25 protein-coding genes are annotated in these 21,457 nt (G+C 42.2%); 14 read left to right on the top strand and 11 right to left on the bottom strand.

Annotation, left to right across the window (positions count from 1 at the left end; genetic code table 11):
• Positions 1-54: 54 nt before the first annotated feature.
• The gene (locus EGM47_RS01235) at positions 55-1,152 is read left to right on the top strand and encodes a DNA helicase PriA (protein ID WP_124978950.1); all 1,098 of its coding nucleotides are present in this window, start codon (positions 55-57) and stop codon (positions 1,150-1,152) included.
• Positions 1,153-1,201: 49 nt separating this feature from the next.
• Here the strand turns inward: EGM47_RS01235 and hemF are convergent, their stop codons facing one another.
• From hemF to EGM47_RS01215, 4 genes are read right to left on the bottom strand one after another with little or no spacing between them, the layout of a single operon-like run.
• Positions 1,202-2,104: an oxygen-dependent coproporphyrinogen oxidase gene (gene hemF, locus EGM47_RS01230; RefSeq protein ID WP_124978949.1), complete on the bottom strand. Its 903-nt coding sequence runs from the start codon at positions 2,102-2,104 to the stop codon at positions 1,202-1,204.
• Entirely contained in the window at positions 2,101-2,898 is a 798-nt protein-coding gene (locus EGM47_RS01225; protein ID WP_124978948.1) for an EI24 domain-containing protein, read from the bottom strand. The genes hemF and EGM47_RS01225 overlap by 4 nt, the downstream gene beginning before the upstream one ends.
• A gap of 12 nt (positions 2,899-2,910) precedes the next feature.
• The gene (hemE, locus tag EGM47_RS01220; protein WP_124978947.1) at positions 2,911-3,936 is read right to left on the bottom strand and encodes a uroporphyrinogen decarboxylase; all 1,026 of its coding nucleotides are present in this window, start codon (positions 3,934-3,936) and stop codon (positions 2,911-2,913) included.
• Positions 3,933-4,586: a uroporphyrinogen-III synthase gene (locus EGM47_RS01215; RefSeq protein WP_124978946.1), complete on the bottom strand. Its 654-nt coding sequence runs from the start codon at positions 4,584-4,586 to the stop codon at positions 3,933-3,935. The genes hemE and EGM47_RS01215 overlap by 4 nt, the downstream gene beginning before the upstream one ends.
• Positions 4,587-4,883: 297 nt before the next feature.
• Between EGM47_RS01215 and EGM47_RS01210 the strand changes: the two genes are divergently transcribed.
• The 4 genes from EGM47_RS01210 to nadD are packed head-to-tail and all read left to right on the top strand — an operon-like array spanning position 4,884 to position 7,576.
• Positions 4,884-5,480, top strand: coding sequence for a Crp/Fnr family transcriptional regulator (locus tag EGM47_RS01210; RefSeq protein WP_124978945.1), 597 nt, complete (start codon positions 4,884-4,886; stop codon positions 5,478-5,480).
• 53 nt (positions 5,481-5,533) lie between these two features.
• Positions 5,534-6,403 (top strand): YicC/YloC family endoribonuclease, encoded by an 870-nt coding sequence (locus EGM47_RS01205; RefSeq protein ID WP_124978944.1) that lies wholly within the window; start codon positions 5,534-5,536, stop codon positions 6,401-6,403.
• Entirely contained in the window at positions 6,403-7,002 is a 600-nt protein-coding gene (gene gmk, locus EGM47_RS01200; RefSeq protein WP_124978943.1) for a guanylate kinase, read from the top strand. Before EGM47_RS01205 ends, gmk begins: the two co-directional genes overlap by 1 nt.
• Positions 6,986-7,576, top strand: a complete 591-nt coding sequence (nadD, locus tag EGM47_RS01195) for a nicotinate (nicotinamide) nucleotide adenylyltransferase (RefSeq protein WP_124978942.1) — start codon at positions 6,986-6,988, stop codon at positions 7,574-7,576. Before gmk ends, nadD begins: the two co-directional genes overlap by 17 nt.
• Positions 7,577-7,776: 200 nt before the next feature.
• Here nadD and EGM47_RS01190 read toward each other — a convergent pair whose 3' ends face one another.
• From EGM47_RS01190 to EGM47_RS01180, 3 genes are all read right to left on the bottom strand, one after another.
• On the bottom strand, positions 7,777-8,667 hold the full coding sequence (locus EGM47_RS01190) for a nicotinic acid mononucleotide adenyltransferase (RefSeq protein WP_124978941.1): 891 nt from the start codon (positions 8,665-8,667) through the stop codon (positions 7,777-7,779).
• A gap of 106 nt (positions 8,668-8,773) precedes the next feature.
• The gene (locus tag EGM47_RS01185) at positions 8,774-9,367 is read right to left on the bottom strand and encodes a CvpA family protein (protein ID WP_124978940.1); all 594 of its coding nucleotides are present in this window, start codon (positions 9,365-9,367) and stop codon (positions 8,774-8,776) included.
• 99 nt (positions 9,368-9,466) lie between these two features.
• Positions 9,467-9,913 carry a hypothetical protein gene (locus EGM47_RS01180; RefSeq protein WP_124978939.1) on the bottom strand — a complete coding sequence of 149 codons (447 nt, stop codon included), beginning with the start codon at positions 9,911-9,913 and terminating at the stop codon, positions 9,467-9,469.
• Positions 9,914-10,032: 119 nt separating this feature from the next.
• Between EGM47_RS01180 and EGM47_RS01175 the strand changes: the two genes are divergently transcribed.
• Complete coding sequence (locus EGM47_RS01175) at positions 10,033-10,956, top strand: histone deacetylase family protein (protein WP_124978938.1); 924 nt, start codon at positions 10,033-10,035, stop codon at positions 10,954-10,956.
• A 30-nt stretch (positions 10,957-10,986) separates the two neighbouring features.
• Here the strand turns inward: EGM47_RS01175 and EGM47_RS01170 are convergent, their stop codons facing one another.
• A complete protein-coding gene (locus EGM47_RS01170) occupies positions 10,987-11,415 on the bottom strand; it encodes a hypothetical protein (protein ID WP_124978937.1) in 429 nt (142 codons plus the stop codon).
• Positions 11,416-11,638: 223 nt separating this feature from the next.
• Here EGM47_RS01170 and EGM47_RS01165 point away from each other — a divergent pair, with 223 nt between their 5' ends.
• From EGM47_RS01165 to EGM47_RS01150, 4 genes are all read left to right on the top strand, one after another.
• Complete coding sequence (locus tag EGM47_RS01165) at positions 11,639-12,910, top strand: cystathionine gamma-synthase family protein (protein ID WP_124978936.1); 1,272 nt, start codon at positions 11,639-11,641, stop codon at positions 12,908-12,910.
• Positions 12,911-13,077: 167 nt separating this feature from the next.
• Positions 13,078-13,614 carry a hypothetical protein gene (locus tag EGM47_RS01160; RefSeq protein ID WP_124978935.1) on the top strand — a complete coding sequence of 179 codons (537 nt, stop codon included), beginning with the start codon at positions 13,078-13,080 and terminating at the stop codon, positions 13,612-13,614.
• Positions 13,611-13,913 (top strand): hypothetical protein, encoded by a 303-nt coding sequence (locus EGM47_RS01155; RefSeq protein WP_124978934.1) that lies wholly within the window; start codon positions 13,611-13,613, stop codon positions 13,911-13,913. Before EGM47_RS01160 ends, EGM47_RS01155 begins: the two co-directional genes overlap by 4 nt.
• Complete coding sequence (locus EGM47_RS01150; RefSeq protein WP_124978933.1) at positions 13,900-14,562, top strand: ATP-binding cassette domain-containing protein; 663 nt, start codon at positions 13,900-13,902, stop codon at positions 14,560-14,562. Before EGM47_RS01155 ends, EGM47_RS01150 begins: the two co-directional genes overlap by 14 nt.
• A 5-nt stretch (positions 14,563-14,567) precedes the next feature.
• On the opposite strand, the gene EGM47_RS01145 is transcribed toward EGM47_RS01150, so the two are convergent.
• From EGM47_RS01145 to EGM47_RS01135, 3 genes are all read right to left on the bottom strand, one after another.
• Positions 14,568-15,647, bottom strand: coding sequence for a CNNM domain-containing protein (locus EGM47_RS01145; RefSeq protein WP_124978932.1), 1,080 nt, complete (start codon positions 15,645-15,647; stop codon positions 14,568-14,570).
• A 69-nt stretch (positions 15,648-15,716) separates the two neighbouring features.
• A complete protein-coding gene (locus EGM47_RS01140) occupies positions 15,717-16,298 on the bottom strand; it encodes a GNAT family N-acetyltransferase (protein WP_124978931.1) in 582 nt (193 codons plus the stop codon).
• A gap of 10 nt (positions 16,299-16,308) precedes the next feature.
• A complete protein-coding gene (locus EGM47_RS01135; protein ID WP_240642059.1) occupies positions 16,309-17,292 on the bottom strand; it encodes an HU domain-containing protein in 984 nt (327 codons plus the stop codon).
• Positions 17,293-17,662: 370 nt separating this feature from the next.
• On the opposite strand from EGM47_RS01135, the gene EGM47_RS01130 reads away from it, so the two are divergent.
• The 4 genes from EGM47_RS01130 to atpD all read left to right on the top strand — a co-directional run bounded on the left by EGM47_RS01130 (position 17,663) and on the right by atpD (position 21,453).
• The gene (locus EGM47_RS01130) at positions 17,663-18,163 is read left to right on the top strand and encodes a hypothetical protein (RefSeq protein ID WP_240642049.1); all 501 of its coding nucleotides are present in this window, start codon (positions 17,663-17,665) and stop codon (positions 18,161-18,163) included.
• Positions 18,164-18,213: 50 nt separating this feature from the next.
• Entirely contained in the window at positions 18,214-19,233 is a 1,020-nt protein-coding gene (pheS, locus tag EGM47_RS01125; protein ID WP_124978929.1) for a phenylalanine--tRNA ligase subunit alpha, read from the top strand.
• A gap of 69 nt (positions 19,234-19,302) precedes the next feature.
• Positions 19,303-19,701: a hypothetical protein gene (locus EGM47_RS01120; protein ID WP_124978928.1), complete on the top strand. Its 399-nt coding sequence runs from the start codon at positions 19,303-19,305 to the stop codon at positions 19,699-19,701.
• Between the two features lie 240 nt (positions 19,702-19,941).
• Positions 19,942-21,453, top strand: coding sequence for a F0F1 ATP synthase subunit beta (gene atpD / locus EGM47_RS01115; protein ID WP_124978927.1), 1,512 nt, complete (start codon positions 19,942-19,944; stop codon positions 21,451-21,453).
• Positions 21,454-21,457 lie beyond the last annotated feature (4 nt).

Raw genomic sequence — 21,457 nt, 5'->3', positions numbered from 1 at the left:
GATGCTGCATTAGCTTATTAATGCTTGCAGAATCATCATTTTATTTTAATTGCCTTGAATACCGAGCCCCAACTCAAATCTGAACGTAAAAAGTCCTGCATCAACTGTGGGGCAGAACTGACCTATGCTCCAGGTACAGATTTGATCACCTGCGATTATTGTGGCCATAAAGAGGTTATTGAATCAGCTGGTCAGCCATTCCAGGAGTTGGAACTCAATCAGTATTTACAGCAGATGGGCGCTCAGTCTCATGCCATGGAAATAACCATGTTGCACTGTGACAACTGTGGGGCCAATCAGCATATAGAGGAGAACTACAAATCCTTGCATTGTGTGTATTGTACCATGCCGTTGATTGTAGAAGATGCTTATAAGGATGAATGGATCCTTCCTGGAGCGGTGGTACCGTTTTCCTTTGACCAGGCCAAGGCCCATCAGATATTTAAAAAATGGGTCGCAGGTCTGTGGTGGGCTCCTAACAACTTACAACGCGCTAGCCTAAGTGCAGAGAATACCAAGGGGCTGTATATCCCGTATTGGACTTTTGATGCGCAGCTGGATGCAGATTACCGAGGGGAGCGCGGAGAGCATTATTATGTCACCAAAACAGTCGGATCGGGTAAAAATCGACGAACCGTAAGAGAGCGACGTACCAGATGGTATCCAGCGCATGGGAAAGTCGATGGCTTTGTTGACGATACATTGGTCGGCGCTTCACAACAAAACGGAGGAAAAATTCCAGTTAAAATTGCCCACTGGAACCTCAAGGAACTCAAAACCTTTGACACCAGATTTCTAGCGGGTTATGTCACAGAAAAATATACCATTCCTTTAAAGGATGGTCATTTAATGGCGGTGGATCAAGCCAGGCAAATTGCGGCCAGTTGGGCCAGACGGGATATTGGCGGTGATACACAAAGGGTGCATCATATCGACATGCGCTTGAGTGAAGAAACCTTCAAACACATTCTTTTACCAGTGTATATTAGTTCGTATAAGTTCAATGGGAAGCGCTACAATTTTTATGTCAATGGTCAGACCGGTACGATACATGGCTCGCGACCCTATTCTTTTTGGAAGATATTTTTAGCGATTCTAGGCGTGTTGATTGTTCTCGGGATACTGGTGTATTTTTACAATTCAACTTATTGACTCACCTAGTAAATGGTGAGCATTAAGTGCTAAAAGTTTTGCACTAGGTTTACACCCAGTTTTTGGGATGTTTCAAAACCTGCAATAATTTTTCTTCCTCACTGCCGGCTTCGGGATGATGGTCGTAGACCCATTGTACCTTGGGAGGTAAACTCATCAAAATACTTTCAATACGGCCGTTGGTTTTTAAACCAAATAAAGTTCCCTTATCGTGGACAAGGTTAAACTCTACGTACCTGCCCCTGCGTATTTCCTGCCATTCCCGTTGTGCCTCTGTATAATTCAGGTCCATACGTTTCTTGACAATCGGTATATAGGCCTCCAAAAAATGATCCGCCATATCCTGTTGGAACGCCAGCCAGTCGTTCATGGTAAATCGCTCATCTGCGCGGCAATAATCATAAAAGAGACCGCCAATTCCCCGGGCTTCATCACGATGGCTGTTGTGAAAATAAGCGTCACATTTATCCTTGAAGGTCTGATAATCTGCTATTGGATGACGATCACAAACCATTTTACAGGTGCTATGGAAATGACGTGCATCTTCCTCAAACAAATAATAAGGTGTTAAATCCAGCCCGCCGCCAAACCAGGAATCTACTGTTGTTCCGTTTTCATCATACATTTCAAAATACCTGAAATTAGCATGAACAGTTGGCACCATCGGATTCTTGGGATGAATGACTAGGCTAAGTCCGGTCGCATAGAAATCCACCTTTCCTACATTGAAATAAGATTGCATGGCCTGAGGTAGAGGCCCGTGAACGGCACTGATATTGACTCCGCCTTTTTCAAATAGGTTGCCGTTTTGGATCACCCTAGAGAATCCGCCACCACCTTCCTCCCTGTGCCACTGGTCCTCGTGAAATCTAGCCTGGCCGTCCAGGTCTTCAAGAGCTGAGGTAATCCGGTTCTGGAGGTCGATGATATAAGCGTGAAAAACGTCTTTCAAGAGTCGATCTTTTGGGTTGTGGTAATATCGTTTTGCGATTCCAGCAAGAGTTTGCGTTCCCGTAACAATTCAAGAGTGCTTTTACTGGCAGCGGTTACAGAAATGGGCAATACCAAGATGATGCCAATCACTGGGATAAATAACATGGCCATGAAGACAATACCATTTCCGATCGCATATCCTCTGGATTGTTTCACAAAATTGACACTCTCCCGATAGCTGAAATGTCTTTCCAACGTGTAATCCATATTCCCAAAACCTGCATAATAAGATTGAACCAGGAAACTGAGTGGCGTTGCCGCAAAATTGACTCCAGGTACAAAAGAGAGCACCAGTAGAGGTAGCGTGATACAAATCTCATAGATCAGGTTGCGGACGTTGATCCGCAGACCTCGTATCAATTGTTGGGTATTACTAGTATTGCGATGTTTAATATCCTCGTGCAATTCAGGAAAAAGATGTTTTTCTATACGTTCAGATACCGGTGACATAAAGGGTGCACTCAAGGCCATCACCACGTGTTTGTAAAGAATAAATCCCAGAATTAAAATGATCAACGCCCCCAACCAGGTCGAGACTTCCAGAAAAGCCTCCTTTCCCCATTCCCAGAACCATATGTGGGCGATTCCCCTGCCAATATTGTCGCTGAGACCGTATACACAAAGAAAAATTACACCACCAAAGAGCAGGCTGATCGCCATGGGGACCAAAAAGTACTTCCATAAGCGCAACTCGTTGATCAAAGCCAGGCTTTGTCGGTAGGCAGAAAGTCCTTTGAGGATATTTTTAAACATAAATGATGTTCTTTATGCGTTGTACTCTTTAACGGCATCCACAAATGCCTGTGCGTTTTCTACGGGTATATTGGGCAAAATACCATGGCCTAGATTGGCGATAAATCTATCTTTCCCAAATTCATTAATCATTGTCGTCACCATTTTTTTGATTTCGCTCGGTGGCGAAAATAGTCGTGAAGGATCAAAGTTCCCTTGTAGGGTAATTTCACCTCCGGTGAGGTAACGGGCATTTCGTGCGCTACAAGTCCAATCCACACCCAGGGCGCTCGCCCCACTTTTGGACATATCATTCAGGGCAAACCAACAACCTTTCCCAAATACAATTACCTCTGTATGGGCTTTGAGGGCATCCACGATTTGCTGTATATATTTCCAGGAAAACTCTTGATAGTCCGTAGGGGAAAGCATCCCTCCCCAGGAGTCAAATACCTGAACTGCATCCACGCCATGAGCCACTTTCTCCTTTAAATAAGCAATGGTGGTATCGGTGATGCGCTGCAGTAGTTCGTGCGCAGCTTCGGGTTGCGTAAAGCAAAATTCCTTGGCTTTGTCAAAATTTTTGCTGCCCTGACCTTGGACACAATAACACAAAATCGTCCAAGGCGATCCTGCAAAGCCAATCAATGGTACACGACCGTCCAATACCTTTTTGGTCATGTCGATCGCTTCAAACACATAGCTTAATGCGTCTTTAACATCGGGAACAACTACCTTGTTCAGGTCTTTGGTGTTGCGTATGGGTTCAGGCAACCACGGACCTACCCCAGGTCTCATTTCCACATCTATATTCATGGCCTGCGGAATGACCAGTATATCTGAAAAGAGGATGGCAGCATCTGGACCAATCTGATCGATCGGCATAACGGTTATTTCAGTCGCCAGTTCAGGTGTGCGGCATCGGGTAAAGAAGTCGTATTTTTCCTTGAGTTTCATAAAGTCGGGAAGGTATCTTCCCGCTTGTCTCATCATCCATACCGGTGGCCTTTCCACCGTTTCCCCCCTTAAGGCTCTTAAAAAAAGGTCATTTTTAATCATGTGCGCAATGCTTTTATGGCGGTTACCAAGGTGTTCTCCACGCTCTGGAGGCGGGCGACCACGACTTGATCATAATATTCTCTAGCCTTGGCTGCAGTGGTATGGCCTATGCAAATGGCGATAGCTTTGCTGTCGTGGGGGTTCGCTTTCGCGAAAGCGTCCACTCCACGAGGACTATAGAAAGTAACCGCTGCAAAAATACGATCAAAGCTTTTCATGACGGCAACAGATTCATAAACAAAAAGCTCCTCCAACGTAATTCCTGCAGCTTGCAACAAATCAGGTAACTCTTTCCTGCGCTGTGGGCTGCACAAATAACTAAAAGATTGATCTTTTTGTTGGTGGATGAGGTATTCAGCCAGGTCCTTGGCATTGTTGGCAGTGTACACCGGCGCAACGCCCATCTCTTGTAATTTGGATGCCGTTTGTTGGCCGACACAATAAACCTTATGATGAATCCCAAATACCGCCTTTAAACCAGGGATGGCGTTGGAACTAGTAATGATCAAATGTTGATGGGAGGGTGGCTGGTAGTTGTCCAGTTGGTGGATTTTCAGAATGTCATAATCTACCAATCCCAAGCCACTGTTAAGGACAAGTTCCCGCTGACTAGCTGTTAGATGTTTGGTAGATAACAAACTGTGCTGCATATCTGCAAAATAACAGCTTCTGCTGGATTTTATGGCTGATTATAGAATCTTATCGGTGTTATCGAGTGTATTTTCAAGTAAAGGAGGCTAAATCTAAACTTTGCATAAAAATTTTTTCAAAACTATTGATCTTTGGTGTTGTTGGTCTTTTAAAATCAGCTTTTTGCGGAATTACCAAAGTGTTTTTGAGCGATAAAATGAAACACTTCACATTGTATTTAGTCAAATCTTTGTTTAAAACTATCATTTACGCGATATTTACCCACCGTTAAAACAAAACACCTTTAACAATTGTTTATGGAACTACCATCGTTTTTACATGATTTGACAGGAGATGGAGACAAACCCTCCTTGGAATATGCCAATGAAATATTTGGTATGCTGGAAGTCATGAAGGTAAGAAAAAAGCAAATTCTCTTGCACCTGGGTGAAATTGCTGACAGTATTTATATCGTAAAAAAAGGTATACTGAAAGGTAGTATCATGGACGAGTTTGGTAAGATGCATACCGTAAGATTTGTAGCTGATGGCAATGTCATGACATCCATGTACAGTTTTGTGGATCAAAAGCCTTCTGATCTTCAAATTGAATGCGTTGAGGCTGGTGAAGTTCTGTGTTTCAAATACCAGGATTTTGAATATATGAGCAAACTTTATTCTGGGCTTTCCCCCGCATTTCATACTATTATGCTCAAGCGTTACCATGCGATGTTGGATGAGAAATCACGAATGATCAGTCATGATGCCACAACCAGATATGTTAAATTTATTGAACGCTACCAACCTATCGTAGATCGTTTACCCTTAAAAGAAATCGCTTCATTTTTGGGTATCAGGCAACAGTCTTTGAGCAGGTTGAGAGGTAAACTTCTTGAAAACGAACAGTTGTCCTAGGTGTAAAACCTAGTTATGTGAGTTCCTTATCTTTGTCGCCTAAAGTATAGGGAATGATCATTTCAATGACGGGCTTTGGGAAAGCCGTCCAACAGTTAGCAGATAAAAAAATTACCTGCGAGATCCGCACACTCAACAGTAAAAATCTGGATCTAAATATCCGAATTTCGAATTCATTCAAATCGCTTGAGCTTCCATTGCGAAAAATCGCTGCACAAAACCTTCATCGTGGTAAGGTGGATCTGGCCGTACATATTGAAAATAACGGAGGAAATGGAATCACCCAACTCAATATAGATGCTTTAGAAACCTATATTCAACAGCTGGCTGATATAAAGGGTGTTTCCCTGGAAGACGATCGTTTGGCTTTACTAAAAATAGCTAGCAGCTTCCCTGATGTCATTGCTACCCCAGCTACCGAACCTACAGAGGAAGATATGGACATCATCAAAAAAGTTGCCGCTGAGGCACTGCTTGCGGTTGTCAAATATCGGAAAGAGGAGGGAAGTGTCCTTCAGATGGAGTTTAATAAACGCATCACCAATATCAAAGTCTTGCTCCAAGAAGTGATTGAAGAGGATCGAGAACGCCTTGCTGAGATACGCACAAGGTTAGAAAAAGCAGTTTCCGAGATCAAAGAACGAGTGGATGAAAACAGGTTTGAACAGGAATTGATCTATTACCTAGAAAAATATGATATAACAGAGGAGAAGGTGCGTCTGGAAAACCATCTGGATTACTTTATCTCCACTATGGATGCCGAGGAGGCTCACGGAAAGAAATTGGCTTTTATATCTCAAGAAATTGGAAGGGAAATTAATACGATAGGAAGCAAGGCCAACCACGCAGGCATGCAACAAATGGTCGTGCAGATGAAAGACGAGTTGGAAAAAGTTAAGGAACAATTATTGAACGTACTCTAATGGAAGCTATTCCCAAACTTATCGTTTTTAGCGCGCCTTCTGGTGCCGGTAAAACTACATTGGTGCGGCATTTACTGAAACAACCCGAATTGAACCTCGCCTTTTCTATTAGTGCAGCCTCCAGGGAACCCAGAGCAGGTGAAATTGAAGGTAAGGACTATTATTTTCTTGGGATCAAGGAATTTAAGAACAGAATAAAAGCCAATGATTTTCTAGAATTTGAAGAGGTTTACCGCGATCAATTTTATGGAACGCTCAAGCAAGAAGTAGAACGCCTCTGGGCAGAAGGTAAAAATGTGATTTTTGATATTGATGTTGTAGGTGGGCTGAGGCTCAAGAAAAAATTTCCTCACCGCACCATTGCTATATTTGTGAAACCGCCCAGCATCAATGAATTACAGATTCGCTTAAAACAGCGTAAAACTGAATCTCCTGAAAAAATTGCTATGCGAGTGGCCAAAGCCAGCACAGAGATGGCGACAGCTCCCCAATTTGACGTGATCATAAAGAATGATGATCTTGATATCGCCAAGGCTCAGGCTTATCAAACCGTAAAGGACTTTATCAATAAAAAAGTGGAGCGTGACGAAGAAGAATAGGATAGGATTGTACTTTGGGACTTTTAATCCCATCCATATCGGCCATTTGGCTATCGCTAACTTTTTGGTAGAAAACAGTGATCTGGATGAAATTTGGATGGTGGTAACCCCACACAATCCCCACAAGAAGAAAAAGACCCTGCTCGACGATTACCAGCGTTTACACATGGTCCATTTGGCTACAGATGATTACATGAAAATCAAGGCCAGTAATATTGAGTTTGGATTGCCACAACCCAATTATACTGTTCATACGTTAGCGCATCTCAGTGAGAAATACCCTGATAAATCCTTTGCCCTGATCATGGGAGAGGACAATCTTAAGAGTCTGCATAAATGGAAAAACTACCAGTTCATACTAGAGGAGTATCAGATATATGTGTATCCGAGGATTTCATCTGGACGGGTGCCAGAAGAATTTATTAATCATGCTCATATCACAAAGGTTGAAGCCCCAATTATGGAAATCTCTTCGACGATGATAAGGAATGCTATTGCTGAAGGTAAAGACTTAAGGTACTTTATGCATCATCAGGTGCAAGAGTATGTAGAGGAAATGCATTTTTACAAATAATACCTATGCCACAGCTTATTTTTAAAGCGGTATCTAGTGTCCAGCCCTAGAAAAAGAAGAAATTATAGTGATACCACCCACCACTAAGCGGGAAAGTCTTCAATTGTAGGTTGCAAGAATAAAAAAACCGCCTGCGAGCAAAGAACGCTCAACAGGCGGCTTCCAACCAACCAAATCTTCGATCACATTGAAGCGACCTTTTATTTTTTACTTCTTTTGAAATCCAGCATACGGTCTTTGCCGTTTTCAACCGAATTTTTTAATGCTATGTATCCACGCCCTTTAAAAAGGTAGGTGGTACCGCTGGCCGAGTGATATAATTCTATCGTTCGATCATCGAGGATGTAAAGATCGAAAAAATCATTGCCTAAAAAATCATAACCCAACGTTAATTGCTTGTTAATACTTCCAGGGGTCTGATCTTCAACTAGATAAGTACCGCTGAAATCCCAATAGATATTTCCTGGAGAAAGTCCATTACGATCTTTGGAGCTTTCAAAGGTATCCTCAATATTCCCTGGAATAAAACGCAGGTAATTTTCATTGTCAAATTCGTTCAATGCACCAGTCTGACTGGTTGATATCTTTTCCCACGCAAGGTATTCTTGTAGAAAATATTGGATGTTATCATAGAATAACTGATCGTAGTCAAAACTATCCCGATCATAGCCGTCGAGAAAATATCTTGTACCAGTGTGAATGTCACGCAACTCAAGTCTATCATAATTTCTTACAATTACCCTAAAATCGTGCAAACCGTCCAGATCATGATAAATAGCGAGTTGGTCACCCACAGTTTCATAAGTTCCCACGTCTAGCCCAAATCCGGCACCTGCACTTCCTACCCCCACTAGATTGTTATTGGCGTATAAAGTGCCGAAATCAAAACTCAAAGTAAATGCTTTGGTCATGAATGGTGTATTTGGTGTTCCCTGTGTAGCATTCAAATCCACATACCAAATTTCTTTGGAAAGCAATACCTCATTTAAACTTGCCGCTGGAATCGGCTCTCCAATTATAATATCCGCCTCACAACTGATCAATGAAGTTGCCAATACAAGACCTCCTAATAGTGTAGTAAATTTTTTCATAATCCACATATTTATCGTTACTACAACGTTTTCGAAAATCGTGCCAATTTTTTAAAAACCTAAAGAACAGCTTTTTAAAATTGTTGTGTGTAATTTGATTTACCTATCAGCGCTCAGCTGGGAGAGTAGGTATGGTGTCTTGAGGTGTTGAGGTGTTGATCCCCCCTTCTTCTGAATCATCAATTGCATCTCCCCTGAGACTGCGATCGACCCGATCGGCCTCTTCTAGGATCTTGGGCATGAGCAACGGAGCAATGGGTTCCAGGTGTTCGTATACAATACTATCTTCTTTGACTTTCTCACCAATGATGTGAAATTCCCCACTGGCACTATTGATAAACATCAGCACCACGCTGGCCAGAAAAGCCATTTTTACCAGTCCGAAGGCGGCTCCCGCAAGCTTGTTGATAAAGCTTAAATTGACCGTTTTGATAATCTTGGTCAGTAGTTTGCCCACATAAGTGATCACAAGGATGATGACGATAAAGGTGATCACGAAACCTGCCAGAGTGATATAGGATTCATCCCAATCCACTTGGTTGCGCAACCAATCGCCCGCATAATTGGAAAAATAGATGGACCCGTAAATTGCAGCGATCAATGCAAGTAGCGAAGTAAGCTCAATAAAGAAACCATTGAGGTAGCCTTTATAGAGACCGATAAGCAGAATGATACAAATAATAATGTCCAACCAATTCATTAGGCTAATTTAGAAATTATACATGAGAAGATGTAGGAAAGGTGTTTTCGATATATCGCTGCAATGACATATTTCATATCAAATTGAGGACAAATCGGACTACTCCTTAAGTAATTGCTTGGCATTTTCTATAGCGTCCAGCGTTTGCTCTTTCAAATCAACGATCTCGTCAACTTCTTGGGCAAGTATAGGTGTATCTTTATCCAGGGCTGCTTTGGTCGTCGGATTTTTATATTCATAAGGAAACTTTTTATTGTAATCCTGCATCCACTCCATCATTCCGTCATGTGCTTCTTTCAATTCAGTGATAGCCCCAGTATACACCTCCTTATTTTGGTCTGTAATATTATCATTTAAAGCCTTGCGTAATGCTGAGATTTCTGACATCTTCGACATTAATTGGTCGTGGACCTCATTGGCTTTATTTCTAATGGATTCAAATTGCTGGATCTGTTCCTGTAGTTGGGGATCTGTGTCTGGTTCTGATTGTTTACAGGCAAATAAAGCTAGAAAGAGTGTTAGACCGAATAGGAGATTTAATTTCATCTTTTTTTTTGTAAAGATAAGCACTGGCATTGGGTGATTAAATAAGCAGGCCAAATTGTTCCATTCCTGGTAAAGATGTTGACGACTCCTACTTACCTTTAGGCCATAAATTATACTTCTTGTTTCCTATTGCCTATCATCCAATTTACAAACATCCTTTACCAGAAGGCCATCGTTTCCCCATGATCAAATATGAATTGTTGCCCCAGCAATTGTTACATGAAGGCACGGCACAATCTGCAGATTTTTTTGAGCCCAGCCGTCCCTGTGCCGAGGTGGATGTCCTAAGGGTTCATGAACCTGGTTATTTGGCCGATTTAAAAAATCTATCCTTGGATCGTCGTGCTGCCAGGAAATTGGGTTTTCCACTTACCTCCGAATTGGTAGAGCGGGAGTTGTTAATTGCCCAAGGAACGATCGAGGCTTGTGAGTTGGCATTCATACATTCCGTGGCGATGAATATTGCAGGAGGTACCCACCATGCTTATACTGATCACGGTGAGGCATTTTGTCTGCTGAATGACCAAGCTATCGCGGCACGTTGGTTGCAGCACCAACACGACGTCAGTCAAGTTCTTATTGTCGATCTGGATGTCCATCAAGGCAACGGCACGGCAGAGATTTTTCAGGGTGATGATAGCGTGTACACCTTTTCTATGCACGGAGCAGGCAATTACCCTTTTAAAAAAGAAAATTCAGATTTAGATATCGCTGTTCCAGATGGTTCTGGAGATGAATATTACCTCAAAGAGCTGCGCCACACTTTACCTGACCTGATCGCCCAAGTTCAGCCTGATTTTATTTTTTATCTCTGTGGTGTTGATGTTTTAGCTTCAGACAAACTCGGCCGGCTGGAATTGAGTGTGGAGGGTTGTAAAAAAAGGGATGAGTTAGCTTTTTCCGCTTTCGCGAAAGCGACCTCCAAAAACCAGCAAAAGGTTCCCGTTCAATGCAGTATGGGAGGTGGTTACTCCCCAGAAATCAAAACCATCATTGAAGCACATGCCAATACTTTTCGGGTCGCCAGGGAATACGGGTTATAATAATTTTTAATCGTAGACTTAAGGCTGGCTTTATTTCAACCAACCCTTTTGGTTCACGCTACGGCAAAATAACCAAAGTAAAATGGCCATCACGGGAATCAATACGAAGAAAACTTTCTCTGACAAACTTACGATTTCCCATGTACCAGTAGACAGGTTGTACCCAGTCGAGATCAACACGGTAAACAGAGAAATCAATGAAAGAATAACAGCTAGCTTACGTTTAAACAACAACGCCAGGCAAGCGAATAGACCTGAAAGCACAGCTATTGCATAATTGATAATATACCAGCTGGGTCGCGCATTATACAGTTCTAGTTCCTCTTCGTTCATCATTTCAGTTAATTGTTCAGGCGCAAATAGCTCTCTAGTAAGGGCACCAAGCCCTATAAGATTCCACAAAAGAAAAATGATCGCCAGGATCCAAAACCAAGCTTTGGGTTGGGTAGAATAGGCCATGAATGTTTTTTTAGAGGTTAGAACACTAAGTTAAGAAAAAGTTAACCAATTCCCATTTGGTATAGCATTTATCCATTGAAGTGTTGAAAAAATGCGATGAAAACGAATAAATATACACTACGAAAACGTTTGAAATTTTAAAAAATGGTAAATTGCGCGCCTGAAAACATTGGTCAAGGAGGCATGCTAAAATCACTTCTTTGATCTAGAAAAACAGCCCATTATGAAGGATCGCTCCATGAAACCTGAAAGTTTAATGATGTCTTATGGCTATAAGCCGGAACTCTCTGAAGGGGCCATTAAATGCCCTATTTTTTTGACATCCACTTTTGTATTTAAAAGTGCAGAAGAAGGGAAATCTTATTTTGAGTTGGCCTATGGTAAACGTGAAAAGTTGCCTGGGGAGGAAATGGGGTTGATTTATAGTCGCATCAACAATCCTGACCTGGAGATCCTTGAAAACCGATTGAGATTATGGGATCGCGCTGAGGACTGTGCGGTTTTTGAAAGCGGTATGAGTGCTATTTCTACCGTACTACTCGAGTTTCTAAAGCCGGGAGACCTGCTACTGTATAGTTCGCCTACCTATGGAGGAACAGATCATTTTATCCATCATTTCCTTCCTAAAATTGGTGTCCAGACCTTGGGTTTCACTTCTGAAATGGATGAGGCTGATCTTGAACAAGCCATTCTTTCCAGTGGTAAGGCACAGCAATTGGCTCATGTTCATTTGGAAACCCCTGCTAATCCTACCAATGCATTGATCGATATTGCCATGGTAAGACGCGTAGTGGATCGTATACCTACAGAAGAAAAGGTGAGCATCGCCGTGGACAATACCTATATGGGACCATTGTGGCAGCATCCCCTTGATCATGGAGCTGATTTAGTCCTTTATAGCGCCACAAAATATATAGGCGGACATAGTGACTTGATTGCAGGAGCTGTTCTGGGAAATGCCGAGTTAATGCTACGCGTCAAAACTTTGCGAACCTTTTTAGGTAACATGGCCTCGCCACATACCGGATGGATGTTGCTGCGCAGCCTGGAAACCTTAAAAATTCGGATGGAAGCCATGCAGGCCAACGCTGTGCTCGTTGCAGATTTCCTCAAGCAGCATCCCAAGGTAGAGAAGATCAATTATTTGGGCTTGTTGGAACAAGGCAGCCGCGACCGGGAGATTTTCGAAAGACAATGTTCTGGTCCGGGCGCTATGGTAAGTTTCCATATTCGTGGAGGTGAGTCAGAAGCTTTTCAGTTCCTCAATTCGCTCCAATTGATCAAACTGGCGGTGAGTTTGGGAGGTACTGAAAGCCTGGCTGAACATCCCAAAAGTATGACCCATGCAGGTGTGGCTGAAGAACATCAAGAACAAATGGGAGTCACCGACGCCCTGGTGCGTCTATCCATTGGAGTAGAAAACCACGAAGATTTAATTTATGATCTGTCTCAGGCGTTAGATACCGTAAAAATTCGAGAAGTGACTCACCAATAGATCGGTGTCCTGATCAATAGCAGGAGAAGGTACTTTTTTGTTCAAGGCGGGCGTTAATCACTACGGTGTATTTGATCGACTTTTGATTTGTTTCATGACTTGTATTCTTTTGGCATTTTCTTTGCCATGAAATATGCGAACTTTGTAACTGAATCGTTATTGTCTTTATGAAACCATTTAAAATTTTCTTGCTTTTATTCATCAGTGTGTTTTCTACATCGTTGGTGAGCGGTCAACAAAACATCCATCCTGATTGTGAGGCAGTTCTACAACAAAAGCTTGATTTTTTGCTCGATGGGAGCTTACAAGATGAACAAGCCTTGAGACGAGAGATAAAAAAACTCAAGCCTTGTGGTATTGATGATTTTGATATTAAGTTTTTTGGAAGGCTGGAAAGCCTTACCTCCATGCTCCGGAAACTGACCAAGGACAATACGTTGGAAAAACTCACTTTTGGAGATCTTTATGGAGAGATCAATAAACTCAAAAATACCCAAGGCTATCAGGAGCTTAAAAAAATAGACCAATTGTCTGAGGAGCTAGCTCAACGTACAGGTAATTTGGCCAACTGGAGCGCGGACGTACAAATTTTTGAAGAGCTTGGGGCCTCAAGGCGTGTTATTTCTGAAGTTTTTGAATACCTCGAGACCCATCCCAATAATGATAAGACTTATAAGGAAATTCTCGAGACTATTCAGGAATGAAGTATATCCAATTGCATATGTGGTATGCCTGGAGGGTTTTGTTTTATAATTTATGTGTGAGCTTGAGCACGCTGGCCTTGGGTCGACCCTTTTATTATACCATCATTGTTTTTTTAACGGGTGGCTTTTTGCTGGGGCTACTTGCCCAGAAATGGCTACACCGCCCGGAAGAATACGTGTTCCAAAATCTCTCTGTAGGACTCGGATCCCGTGTTGGAAGCGCATTTTTGTTACATCTTACCTGGGCGTTGGTTGCTGCAGTGTTGTACAATCTCTATTCCGTATATGTCCAGGCTTGATATTCATTTACATTCCTGTCATCTAGGCTTGTTTCAATCCACCAAAATATTGGGCGAGTTCAAGCTGACTTTACATCAAGGTAAAATCCATGGTTTGTTAGGCAGAAATGGTGCGGGCAAGTCCACTTTAATGAAGTTGATATTTGGTTCGCTTAAAGCGAAAGCAGAGGCCTATCACGACGGTGAGCGTATTCACTTACGGAATCGGAATCGTCACCAATTGGTCGGCTACCTCCCTCAAGATCCTTTTTTGATGCGTTCTCCCAAAGTTACAGATGTGGTGCAAATGTGGTTTCCAGCGGTAGAAAAACAAGATAAGGTTCTGTACGAACCCCTGATCCATAAGATTCACTCTACAAGGGTAGGTCAACTTTCGGTAGGCGAACGCAGGTTTCTGGAATTTTTGCTGGTGATCTATCTCGATAAACCCTTTTTGTTGTTGGATGAGCCATTTTCTATGCTTTCTCCCTTGCAGATAGAAAGAGTTCATGCCATTTTACAACAGCAAAAGCAACATAAAGGAATCATGATCAGTGACCATTATTATGAAGAAATCCTAAATGCGGCGGATCAAAGTTATATGCTGCGCAATGGCGTTATCTTACCTGTTTCAAACCAGAAGGAGGTCATCAATTTTTACCGAAGTTAAGTTGATCAACCCTCCTGTTCTTTGGCCCAAGTACTGCGTTTTTCCCAATTCTTCCTGGCCAATAACTGCATGTCCTCCACGTTATCGCTTTCATCCATGATTTCAAGTCCTAACATGGTTTCAATTACATCTTCCATAGTTGCCACTCCTTGAACGCTTCCATAATCGTCTACTACTAGTGCCATGTGTTCCTTGCTACTGATCATACGTTCAAAGAGTAGTGGGATCGGAAGATTGGTTGGCACCATAGTGATTTCACGTCTTAAATCTTCCAGTGTTTCAGCAGGCTTGTCGTGAATTATATCAGCTAGAATATGGTCTTTTAGTACATAACCTTTGATGTCGTCGCGATTGGCACCAAACACTGGAATCCTAGAAAATCTCAAGTCTTGATTTTCTTTAAAGAAATCTTTAATGGTCATTGATTGAGGAGCCATAAACATAACCGATCGTGGCGTCATGATATCTTTCACCTTAATTTTATTAAAATTCATTAGGCTTTTGATAAACTGACCTTCAGTAGGTTCAAAAACGCCTTCTTTTTCGGCGGTTTCTGTAATGGCAACAAATTCCTCACGGGTCATGGTGCTGATGTGTGCGCTCTTTCCGATGGTCTTGGTGGTTAATTGTAGGAACCAAAGTATTCCAGTCCATTTCAGTGGCCATATCATTGCTTTCAATGCCCTTGTTGAGAATCCAGCCAAATTCTGCCAATAAGTAGCACCAATAGTTTTAGGGATGATTTCAGAAACAATGAGGATCAATACCGTCATAATAGCCGATACAACTCCGACCAATGGTATGCCCCACACATAGGCTTGGTATCCCTCATCCACCAAGGCTTCTGCCTGCACACCCACTAAAATAGCTCCTACAGTATGCGCAAGTGTATTTAGCGTCAGTATGGCAATCAAAGGTTTATCTACATCTCCTTTTAAGGATTTCAAGGCGGGAATATAGGATTTACCTTCCTGCTCTTTGACCTTGATAAAAGTGGGGTTGATACTTAGTAAAACCGCCTCAAGAATGGAGCATAAGAAAGAAAATATGATGGAAATAAGTGCATAAAATATGAGTAGCCCCATGATAGATTGATTTTGAATTGTAAAAATAGGCAATTCTGTAGCTGTTGTTATTAATTTGGTCCTAAGACCTTATCTTTTGGCTTTCAATTCCTCCCAGGTTATCCTGCTGATGGAGTAAACCACAAAACATTCCGGGTTCTTATCGTCTTCATAAGCAGCTTCTCTTGTCATTCCGTTGTGCAAGGCAACATTGATGGAGCCTTGATTCTGGTGATGAATCACTGAGACCAAACTGTTGCCAAATGCTTTGTCATAGGATTTTTCAAAAGCCAAATCACGTAAGAAAACAGCAGCCTCTTTGGCGTAACCTTTTCTATGAAAATCCGGATGAATAGAATAGCCGACTTCCAGTCTTGGTTGTCCATTAACAGTTTGTATCAATAGTCCGCACTGCCCTACAAATTTCCCAGTGGCCTTGTCTATCATGACGTTCATTCCGCTTAAGCCTTCCTTATACCGATTAAATGAAATCTCAAACCATTTTTCGCATTGCTGCTGGCTGGTCAGTCCAGAAGACATGCCCAGGAATTTCCTGGTATCTGGAAGCTCAAATAGCGCTTTCCAAACCTCAAAATCTTCTGGTTCAAGTCGCCTAAATTTTGTACGCGTGGTTTGGGCTCCAAAAAGGAGCTGGGACTGGGATGCAGGCATCGAATGGGATCTATTTTTGCGGTAATTGACCGGTAAACAACCATGCCTGGGAAAAACCAAGCTGGCGCAGTTTATTCAATTCGTTGATGGCATCATGGCGTTCTACAAAACTAGAAAAAGCAACGTTGTGCAATCCGTATCGGTTCACACCTATACGCCTGGCGTCATAGCCTTGTCGCTGCAATTGACGAACCCTTTTATCAGCATTGGCGGGATCACGGAAAGCACCAGCCACAATGTGGTAATTTTTAATCAATGGTGATACCTCAATTTCAACACTGGGGAGAGGTGTATTGATCAAGAAACTCGACTCTTGAATCCTTGATTGTAATTGCTCTTGGGCCATTTTTTCTACGGCAACTTGTTGGTCTAGTTGCTGTTTTTGATAGCTGTTCACGCCTAAATAACCTATTCCTAATAATACAGCACCAACAGCGGCTACTCTAATCCAGGCGGAAGATCGGGTGGCAGGAGTTTCTAACGTAACTACCGGGCTGTCCGCTTGCTGCTCAAGGACGTCATTTTCTATGGCTGTTGCAGTTTGTGTTTGGGAGGAAGGCAATCTGTCAATAGCATAAGTCTCGTGAAGGCTTAGTCCAAAGGCTTCAGGAAGATAGTTGACCAGATACATGGGTGTAAATTGAAGTGCCTGCTCATTATTTCGCGTGAAGCGACCCACTTTGTGAATAGTGACTGAACCATGCTCTTCAATTTCCTGATCCAAAAATCTTACGTAATCTCGAATCTCTTGTACCGCTTGATCAAACCCAATATTCTTAACGGAGGCTATATGATTGGCCAATAGTCCATCGTTTTGGGTAATTTGTGCGTTAAAACCTAAACCTTTTTTTGGGGGGTAAATGGTATGGCTACTGGCAAAATGCTGGGCAGGAACCCTGCGGGACAATAGCGCACCATAACCAGGAATAACCACACATTCGTGTCGGTATAAAAGTTCGGAGATGTAGGATCCAACTTGCATGATGACAAACATATAAATTTATTCAAAACGATCAAGTCCTTCCTATAAGTAGTTATTAAGAAAATGAATCTGGAAGCCCAAGGGCCTGAATTTCAATAACTGTAAATGAATGCCTTTGGTTAAAAAAAATACTGTTTTAAAGATTCGTAGGTTGATGTGTGAGGCATTCTTTATTTTAGCAGATTAATCCTACGCAGTAATGCTGTTAAAATTCATTCAGGAAGTTGGTGATTCAGGGCCGATCTATAAGGAAACGATAATGGGGCGTTTTCCGGTGGAGCCATTTAATACAGCCAGCAATTTTGTTTTTCTCGGGTGCATCTTTTATTTCAGTTGGCTGATTTATCGTTCAAATCATAAGCACTGGTTTTTAAGAGCTTGTATGCCCATATTCTTTTTCGGATTTATTGGAGGCACTGTTTATCATGCCACCCGTAGCCATGAGTTTTGGCTGTTGTTAGATTGGGTGCCCATTGTTCTCTTACTTGCAGCTTGTGCGGTTTATTTTGCTTTAAGGCTACCTGTAAGTCTCTGGGGTAAGTTATTAGTGATTGCTAGTATCTTTGCCCTCAATGTAATCCCGAGGGTAGTTTCACTTCCAGAAGGATATCGCATATCTATTGGCTATATAGGAACTGCAGTAGCTGTACTCTTTCCGATTGTATTTTATGCCTATAAAAACAATTGGAAAAATATGCGGTTCATTGCTTTTGCGGTGGCTTCTTTCCTTACGGCGGTAGGCTTTAGGACCCTGGATAAAAAGTACGACCTGGCATTCCTAAATATGGGAACCCATTGGTTGTGGCATTGCTTCGGTGCGGTGGCTGTATTTTTTCTTATGCAATACATCTATTTGGATATTGAAAAGAAGAAAGCCCTTTAACTGCAAAAGCAGGTGGAATTGACTAAATTTGCCGACTTAGAATCAGGATCATGCTGGATAAGGTTAAAGAACATATTGATAAGGTGGTTGCTTTTCAGGCAGACTCACAGGAACAAATAGAGGCTTTCAGAATTGAATATTTAGGGAGTAAGGGATTGCTTAAACAACTCTTTGCTCAATTTAAGGAAGTGCCCAATGACCAGAAGAAGGCGTTTGGTCAGGCGATCAATGAACTCAAACAAAAAGCCACCGAAAAGGTTGAAGATCTTAAGTCCCGATTAGAGTCTCAACAAGAAGAGGCAGGTATCCACGGTGATCTTACCCGTACAGGTACACCAATGAATATCGGAGGCAGGCACCCTATATCGGTTGTAAAAAACCAGATCATTGATGTATTTTCAAGAATAGGTTTTAATGTAAGCGAGGGTCCAGAAATCGAGGACGACTGGCACAATTTTACCGCGCTCAATCTTCCTGAACACCATCCGGCTAGAGATATGCAGGATACTTTTTTTATCCAAACCAACCCTGACGTTTTGTTGCGCACCCACACTTCTAGTGTACAGGTAAGGTATATGGAAGATCACCAACCTCCCATCAGGACCATTTCACCAGGTAGAGTTTTCAGGAACGAAGCGATCAGTGCCAGAGCGCATTGTATCTTCCATCAGGTAGAAGGACTTTATATTGACAAGGAAGTTAGTTTTGCTGATATGAAACAAACCTTACTTTACTTTACCCAAGAAATGTTTGGAAAGTCAAAGATCAGGTTAAGGCCTTCGTATTTTCCATTTACCGAGCCCAGTGCCGAAATTGATATCTTTTGGGGTCTGGAAACTGAAACCGATTATCGCATCACCAAAGGTACCGGATGGTTAGAAATTGGAGGTTGTGGTATGGTAGATCCGGCTGTTCTTACCAATTGTGGAATTGACCCAGAAGAGTATAGTGGATTTGCCTTTGGAATGGGAGTGGAACGCATTGCTATGTTGCTGTATCAAATCGGAGATATACGCATGTTCTTTGAGAATGACGTTCGATTCCTCAAACAGTTCTCTAGTGCCATTTAACAGGGCTTTCCAGTAGCTTTAAATGATTGGCTGTATTGTGTTAATACAAATTGCTGTGTAATTAAATTCATGAAAAAGGATATTCACATTCCAGAGGTAAAAAATGTCCATATCGCTGTGGTCAGGGAATGGAACGATGATTTTAGCTCGCACGATTGGGTGGTATATTTAATCAATAATACCACTGAGCCGTTGGAATCAGTCATGATCATGAGTAGGGGCAAACATAAAGATGGACGTAAAACATCCACCTTCAGACATGCGTTTAAGGTAGTAGCGGCAAAATCGGCCATCAAAGTCGAATTGATCATGGAAGAAGTCTTTGCCTTTGAAAACGAATTCATACTCACCTATTTTGTGGGGCAACAGCTATTTGATAAAGTTTATATAGCCAGCGCTTACTCTATTTCCGAGAACAAGACCACCACGCTACCCGTCATGGAGCAGGAAGGTGTGCTGATTGATTAGCTGTAAATTTTCATTTTCTTAAGACCAGCTGCAGGGGGTGTCCGCTTTCGCGAAAGCGAGATTATCCTTTATGATAAAGTACGGTATGAAACTTTATAAGTCTTACTCATCCAGGTGGATTTATATCTCCCAAAAAAATTAAAAAACACGCTGTTTTTATAAACAGGAATGCAGTATCTTTGCGCCACGAAAAACAGCCCTCAAAAGCTGTATCTTTTTAAGCTTTAAAACATTATATCAATGTCGCAGATTACAGGTAGCGTTTCACAGATCATCGGACCGGTGGTAGATGTAACATTTGACAGTGCAAAAGGCGCACTTCCCAAAATTTATGATTCCCTAGAAATCAAAAGAGAGGATGGATCCCTGCTCGTACTTGAGGTACAGTCCCACATTGGAGAAAGCACGGTAAGGACGATATCCATGGATTCTACTGACGGTTTGAGCCGTGGTACTGCGGTAACTGCCACAGGTAGCCCGATTCAGATGCCGATTGGTGATGATGTATATGGTCGTTTGTTTAACGTGATTGGAGATGCGATTGATGGTTTGGGTGACCTTCCTAAAGCTGGTCAGGATGGACTTCCTATTCACCGTGAGGCACCTGCCTTTGAGGACCTTTCTACTTCTACCGAAGTGCTTTTTACAGGGATCAAAGTAATTGATCTGATCGAGCCTTATGCCAAAGGGGGTAAAATTGGACTTTTTGGTGGAGCAGGTGTAGGTAAGACGGTATTGATTCAAGAATTAATCAACAACATCGCCAAGGGACACGGAGGACTTTCGGTATTTGCCGGTGTGGGTGAACGTACCCGTGAAGGAAACGATTTATTACGTGAAATGTTAGAGTCTGGAATCATCAAATATGGTGATGACTTTATGCATTCCATGGAAGAAGGTGGTTGGGATCTTAAAAAAGTTGATAAAACTGTCATGAGGGATTCTAAGGCCACTTTTGTATTTGGTCAGATGAATGAACCGCCAGGAGCACGTGCTCGAGTAGCACTTTCTGGATTGACTATTGCCGAGTATTTCCGTGATGGAGCTGGCGATGGACAAGGAAAAGATGTACTTTTCTTTGTAGATAATATCTTTAGATTTACACAAGCTGGTTCTGAAGTATCTGCCTTGTTGGGTCGTATGCCATCTGCGGTAGGTTACCAACCTACATTGGCTACTGAGATGGGTGCCATGCAGGAGCGTATTACTTCCACTAAAAAAGGTTCCATTACTTCGGTACAGGCTGTTTATGTACCTGCCGATGACCTTACGGACCCGGCACCAGCAACTACTTTTGCCCACCTGGATGCTACTACTGTATTGTCTCGTAAAATTGCCGAATTGGGTATTTATCCAGCGGTAGATCCATTAGACTCTACTTCTCGTATCCTTACTGCCGATATTTTAGGTGCAGACCATTATAACTGTGCACAGCGCGTTAAGGAATTGTTGCAGCGTTATAAAGAGTTGCAGGATATTATTGCCATCTTAGGTATGGAAGAATTATCCGAAGAAGATAAGCTTGCCGTAAGCCGCGCTAGACGTGTACAACGTTTCCTTTCTCAGCCATTCCACGTGGCCGAGCAGTTTACAGGTTTGAAAGGGGTGTTGGTAGATATTAAAGATACCATCAAAGGATTTAACATGATTATGGATGGAGAGTTGGATCACCTTCCTGAAAGTGCCTTTAACCTTAAAGGAACCATCGAGGAAGCGATTGAGGCTGGAGAAAAAATGCTTTCTGAGGCTTAATCCG

This window comes from Nonlabens xiamenensis (genome assembly GCF_003865345.1).
Taxonomy (GTDB): Bacteria; Bacteroidota; Bacteroidia; order Flavobacteriales; family Flavobacteriaceae; genus Nonlabens; species Nonlabens xiamenensis.
This window is presented reverse-complemented; position numbering and strand designations above follow the sequence as displayed.

What these genes read in the sequence shown, in the direction of transcription:
- EGM47_RS01165 (WP_124978936.1), top strand. Translation starts at nt 11,639, where the DNA reads ATGAAGGATCGCTCCATGAAACCTGAAAGTTTAATGATGTCTTATGGC.
- atpD (WP_124978927.1), top strand. Translation starts at nt 19,942, where the DNA reads ATGTCGCAGATTACAGGTAGCGTTTCACAGATCATCGGACCGGTGGTA.
- EGM47_RS01180 (WP_124978939.1), bottom strand. Translation starts at nt 9,913, where the DNA reads ATGAAATTAAATCTCCTATTCGGTCTAACACTCTTTCTAGCTTTATTT.
- EGM47_RS01145 (WP_124978932.1), bottom strand. Translation starts at nt 15,647, where the DNA reads ATGGGGCTACTCATATTTTATGCACTTATTTCCATCATATTTTCTTTC.
- EGM47_RS01160 (WP_124978935.1), top strand. Translation starts at nt 13,078, where the DNA reads ATGAAACCATTTAAAATTTTCTTGCTTTTATTCATCAGTGTGTTTTCT.
- EGM47_RS01130 (WP_240642049.1), top strand. Translation starts at nt 17,663, where the DNA reads ATGCCCATATTCTTTTTCGGATTTATTGGAGGCACTGTTTATCATGCC.
- EGM47_RS01135 (WP_240642059.1), bottom strand. Translation starts at nt 17,292, where the DNA reads ATGTTTGTCATCATGCAAGTTGGATCCTACATCTCCGAACTTTTATAC.
- EGM47_RS01190 (WP_124978941.1), bottom strand. Translation starts at nt 8,667, where the DNA reads ATGAAAAAATTTACTACACTATTAGGAGGTCTTGTATTGGCAACTTCA.
- hemE (WP_124978947.1), bottom strand. Translation starts at nt 3,936, where the DNA reads ATGATTAAAAATGACCTTTTTTTAAGAGCCTTAAGGGGGGAAACGGTG.
- EGM47_RS01215 (WP_124978946.1), bottom strand. Translation starts at nt 4,586, where the DNA reads ATGCAGCACAGTTTGTTATCTACCAAACATCTAACAGCTAGTCAGCGG.
- EGM47_RS01170 (WP_124978937.1), bottom strand. Translation starts at nt 11,415, where the DNA reads ATGGCCTATTCTACCCAACCCAAAGCTTGGTTTTGGATCCTGGCGATC.
- EGM47_RS01150 (WP_124978933.1), top strand. Translation starts at nt 13,900, where the DNA reads ATGTCCAGGCTTGATATTCATTTACATTCCTGTCATCTAGGCTTGTTT.
- gmk (WP_124978943.1), top strand. Translation starts at nt 6,403, where the DNA reads ATGGAAGCTATTCCCAAACTTATCGTTTTTAGCGCGCCTTCTGGTGCC.
- pheS (WP_124978929.1), top strand. Translation starts at nt 18,214, where the DNA reads ATGCTGGATAAGGTTAAAGAACATATTGATAAGGTGGTTGCTTTTCAG.
- EGM47_RS01205 (WP_124978944.1), top strand. Translation starts at nt 5,534, where the DNA reads ATGATCATTTCAATGACGGGCTTTGGGAAAGCCGTCCAACAGTTAGCA.
- EGM47_RS01140 (WP_124978931.1), bottom strand. Translation starts at nt 16,298, where the DNA reads ATGCCTGCATCCCAGTCCCAGCTCCTTTTTGGAGCCCAAACCACGCGT.
- EGM47_RS01155 (WP_124978934.1), top strand. Translation starts at nt 13,611, where the DNA reads ATGAAGTATATCCAATTGCATATGTGGTATGCCTGGAGGGTTTTGTTT.
- EGM47_RS01225 (WP_124978948.1), bottom strand. Translation starts at nt 2,898, where the DNA reads ATGTTTAAAAATATCCTCAAAGGACTTTCTGCCTACCGACAAAGCCTG.
- EGM47_RS01185 (WP_124978940.1), bottom strand. Translation starts at nt 9,367, where the DNA reads ATGAATTGGTTGGACATTATTATTTGTATCATTCTGCTTATCGGTCTC.
- EGM47_RS01210 (WP_124978945.1), top strand. Translation starts at nt 4,884, where the DNA reads ATGGAACTACCATCGTTTTTACATGATTTGACAGGAGATGGAGACAAA.
- EGM47_RS01120 (WP_124978928.1), top strand. Translation starts at nt 19,303, where the DNA reads ATGAAAAAGGATATTCACATTCCAGAGGTAAAAAATGTCCATATCGCT.